This window comes from Paenibacillus sp. yr247, from assembly GCF_900103825.1.
In the GTDB taxonomy this organism is placed as follows: domain Bacteria; phylum Bacillota; class Bacilli; order Paenibacillales; family NBRC-103111; genus Paenibacillus_E.
On record NZ_FNIF01000069.1, the window covers coordinates 1 to 4,026 of the forward strand.

General features: G+C 43.6%; 5 protein-coding genes. 2 read left to right on the top strand and 3 right to left on the bottom strand.

Annotation, left to right across the window (positions count from 1 at the left end; translation table 11 throughout):
- Together BLT91_RS32215 and BLT91_RS30345 are read left to right on the top strand one after the other, a co-directional pair.
- The coding region (locus BLT91_RS32215) for a hypothetical protein (protein WP_175532615.1) at positions 1 to 370 on the top strand (370 nt) is incomplete at its 5' end.
- A 533-nt stretch (positions 371 to 903) separates the two neighbouring features.
- The gene (locus BLT91_RS30345; RefSeq protein WP_090827981.1) at positions 904 to 1,872 is read left to right on the top strand and encodes a hypothetical protein; all 969 of its coding nucleotides are present in this window, start codon (positions 904 to 906) and stop codon (positions 1,870 to 1,872) included.
- A 24-nt stretch (positions 1,873 to 1,896) separates the two neighbouring features.
- Here the strand turns inward: BLT91_RS30345 and BLT91_RS30350 are convergent, their stop codons facing one another.
- The 3 genes from BLT91_RS30350 to BLT91_RS30360 are packed head-to-tail and all read right to left on the bottom strand — an operon-like array spanning position 1,897 to position 3,276.
- Entirely contained in the window at positions 1,897 to 2,493 is a 597-nt protein-coding gene (locus BLT91_RS30350) for a hypothetical protein (protein WP_090827983.1), read from the bottom strand.
- Between the two features lie 13 nt (positions 2,494 to 2,506).
- Positions 2,507 to 2,866, bottom strand: a complete 360-nt coding sequence (locus tag BLT91_RS30355) for a hypothetical protein (protein ID WP_090827985.1) — start codon at positions 2,864 to 2,866, stop codon at positions 2,507 to 2,509.
- Positions 2,863 to 3,276: a hypothetical protein gene (locus BLT91_RS30360; protein WP_090827986.1), complete on the bottom strand. Its 414-nt coding sequence runs from the start codon at positions 3,274 to 3,276 to the stop codon at positions 2,863 to 2,865. The genes BLT91_RS30355 and BLT91_RS30360 overlap by 4 nt, the downstream gene beginning before the upstream one ends.
- Positions 3,277 to 4,026 lie beyond the last annotated feature (750 nt).

Here is a 4,026-nt window from a genome sequence, read left to right on the forward strand (position 1 = left end):
AGAAGTTCTCGCTTTTGGGATGACCCAATTAGAAAAGGTATCCGTACAAATACGGGGAATACGCCGCAGCTTGACAGATCTAAGGGAAATCGAAGTTGATACACTGCAATATCCGAAAATAGAGAGGATTCTCACGGCATTGGAGACAGCAGCGGTGTGTATTGATCATTTTGGTGAAATGGTTATTCACGCTTCAACTGAGAGGGAAGAAAGGCAGAAAACTTATATTCAACGAGCACAGACTGCACAGCTTGCTTGTTTAGATGAGATGTTACAGGCAGGGTCTCCTCCCGTTCTACGGGAGATTGGGTCGATCTTAACAGATTTAAACAGGATTTTAATTGAAGTTTCCAGCGAAAGGATGACCTGAAAACTTGCGGTTTAAGACTAGAATAGAGAGGGGTGTTATACTCTCTGGGAGTGAAGGTTTTATTGAACGAAAACGGAAATGGCAGCAGCATTTAGGTGCGTATGGGATTTGACTTATTGAGGGAATGAACCATACATTGGGCGATATGACCTTCCTGGAGGAACAGTTGAACCTAATGAATCGTTAGTTGAAGCTGTGAACTCCTTTAACGTTTACAAATGCATAATTCACTAACAAACTTTATTTTCCACATTTTCGTGTTCAACTTATCGAATCTGTCCGTCACTAATAAACTTACCCTGTCTATTTTAATTTATAATGAAATCTAATAACCCGCGAAAATGCTGACTATTGACTAACGAACTTTATTTTCTTGAACTAATAGGTGGATAGGGAAAATAAAGTTTGTTAGTTGAAAATAAAGTCCGTTAGTGATCGTTGATTTTTGTAAAATGAATGAAAAAAACTCATGTTGATAAAAGGAAAATTGTGATATTATTACGCTTAACAAGCGGACAGTGTAGGAGCTAATTATGTCGACATATATCTCGCAGAAAGAAATGGCCAAGAAATTCAATAAGACGAAAAATACGATTGCCCTATGGGTCCGTAAAGGATTTATTACGCCCGTTAATTCGGATACCTATCGTAGTGATGGGGGGTACCGGTTTGATGTTGAGGAGTACGAGCGGGTGTGTAAAATATTTACGGGGGATATGCTTTTTTTAGGGGATGCGGCTAAGGAAGTTGGCGTCTCACCTCAGTACCTTAGCACCCTGGCAAATGCAGATCCTCCTCAAATACCAAGCCAACTATTTCAATATGGCAAACAAATGCGCAGAGTATTTCGGCGCGCAGACTGTAAAGCACTCAGAGAAGTATTAGCCGCGAAGGGTTCGACCCAGTACTACAAAGAAGTGGGTGGGCTAAGGCTCAAGTTATTTAAGGACAATGTCCGGTTATTCGCTTCGTTTAATTATGGGGGTAAGAAAACCGTGGTAGTGAGAGTGGAGCCAATCCGCCTCTTGTCGGTCGACGGTTACGTAAATCTTAAGGACGGAGAATTACTCCCCTTTTCAAACGAAATGTCGGAGGTTCCCTATAAATACGAAAAAAGGGGCTTCATGTTCTTCACATTCCCCAAGTCTGAGGATCCCCATTCGCCGAACTATGATATGTTGTACCGCTTAATTGAAGCTTTAGGGCAGCGGAATATCGCGATTTTCGAACGGGAAACCGAATATTATGTTCGCTGCAGATTAGGGAGGTTTCGAGGGAATCACACGGACCTGCAATTGCTGGAAAAGTACAAGGTCGAAGGAAGTATAAGCTTTCATGATGGTGTTATTGAGCTGGAAGGTGAATCTATCTGCAAGACCACTTCTTATCAGCGTAGCCTCTACGATCGCATCATCGCACTTTCGAATGAGGAAAAATCTTTCGATGATTGGGTAAATGAGTTGTTGTATGAAGCACTAAGTAAACGAGACCTAGATAAATAGAAGAACCTGATCGGAGAGACACGATCAGGTTCTTATTTTTCTCCGGCGATGTTCGGGTAAGCATTTATTACAGTAGTCGATGTTTTGACCTGGTATTTTCTTTAGCATCGACTTGTCCACTTCGGTCAAACCATTTTTACATGTCACGCATACCCGAGGTATCATTTCGCTTACGGATGATGCCCTTGATAAAGACTGCTTTTGCTTGGAAGGATTGTTTTGTAAGAGCGTAATGCCTGGATTATCGGCCCAATCACGTTTACTTTCAGTACATAGATCAATCCAGCCTACTTGCCACTCGTCAACGGCAGAGACAAAAGCGGACGCTAGCGCTTTATCGACGGCCGTTTTTAAAACATCGCCTGAACAGCCGGCAGGTAACGATTCAAAACCCGCTCCCTCACGATAATGCTCCCCTATGATTACACGCACAATGGCCTTCACATAGCCGAGATCAGGACGGACGTCGAGCTGGCGGATTTCTTTATCCCATCTGCTTTCCGCAGCGACTTCAAGTCGATCAACATACACCTGATTCGGAATGAATCTTGCATTTTTCACAGTACCTTTCGGGAACGTATCCTTTAATTGTTTTATAATCTCAGCATATTCTTTGGCCATACAATCACCTTCCTTATGCAGCAAGCACGACGGTATTGGATCGGAAGTAATACGCGCCGTCAACCAATATGATATCGTCCATGATAGCGTTAAGACGAGTAGCTACATCTTGAATCTGATCTTCGACACGCAGCTCCACGGGAGTTTGAAACCAGACGCAGTTCTCTAAATCAGCATCATAGCGAAACTCTTTTCGACAAAGGGAAATATTCGAACGGAACTCGAACCCGCCGTCAACATAGATAAGGTCATCATCGAAACCATTAATGATCGAAGGGTAGAACGTTCCATCCGCGAAGTGAATATGAATTGGTGTCTGGAAGATGAGGCAGCGAAAAAGCTCAGCATCGGAGTGAATGGGTACAGTTTTCATTTTATTGGTTCCCCTTGCTTTAATGACATGGTTGCGTACTGATCCATATACGCTTCAAAAGCAGTATAGGTTTTTTTGGCTAGTTTAACCTTGGCCGGCAATTCTGACGCAATGCGTTTGAAATATTCGATACCCGCTTCAGTGATGCGAAGCAATTGACGAGAACGATGGTCGGGATCGGTACCTATTTTCTCGACCTTTCCGGACTCGATCAGGCTGGTAAGGCGCTGAGATAGAAACCCTTTGTTGACGCCTACATTAGCCAGGGATTTGATGATCGTCTGCTCCAGGTTTTGGGCGTAGTCGTTCTTTTTCATGAGCTCGGCTAACACGATGTACTCAAGTACCTCATAAACCTTAACCACATTTCCTAACCTTTCGTCAGGTTTTATTAGTTTCTCCGGGTTCACGGAATCACCCTCTCTATGAGTTTTTCAAGCGATAAAAAGCTATTTGTACGAACGTAATTGGAGTGTGCTGGCTATTTGCATCCAGTATAGCACACGACCTAACCAAACGCCACTCTTTGCAAACTGTTTGTTAACAAACCACACCGTAAAAGACCCTCCTTATCCCTTTATCCTTCACCCTTAATACCACAGCGGTACTCTGGAGCAAGACTAGTACCTAGTTGCAGATTTCAACTCTTCAACTAAGTACGCACCTAACTTAATCCGTATGCAGTCGCAGATAGCTCAACTGCAACTAAATCCGTATCTAGTTGAAGGCAGATTGGGGGGGAGGGGGTTGGGCGCGCGCTGCGCGAAAACCGGGTTGTTAAGGGGTGGGGATCTGCCACAGATCAGGTAGGGAGTCAAGTCATATTTATAGGAGCGGCATGTAGCAGGGAGGAAGATGCAGCTAAGGGAGCGGGAGCGAGGCTAACAGACAAACAAGCTGAGCGCAATAGGAGCGGGTTCCGGATACAGTAGGGGGGAGCGAAACGCATGAAGCAAAGAACAGGAGTCGTTGGTTTGTTAACAAACAGTTTGCGGATAGTTGGTTTATTGTTCTTTTCATTCTTTCCCCGCTGGTGTGCCATCGATCATGAGGCAGCAGCAGAATAACGTTCTACCAGAAGTTATGTTAAGCGTGCTTTTCATCTTCATTATTTTGTAGTATCTTTATTATTAACGATTCTTAATATACGAAATAAGCGG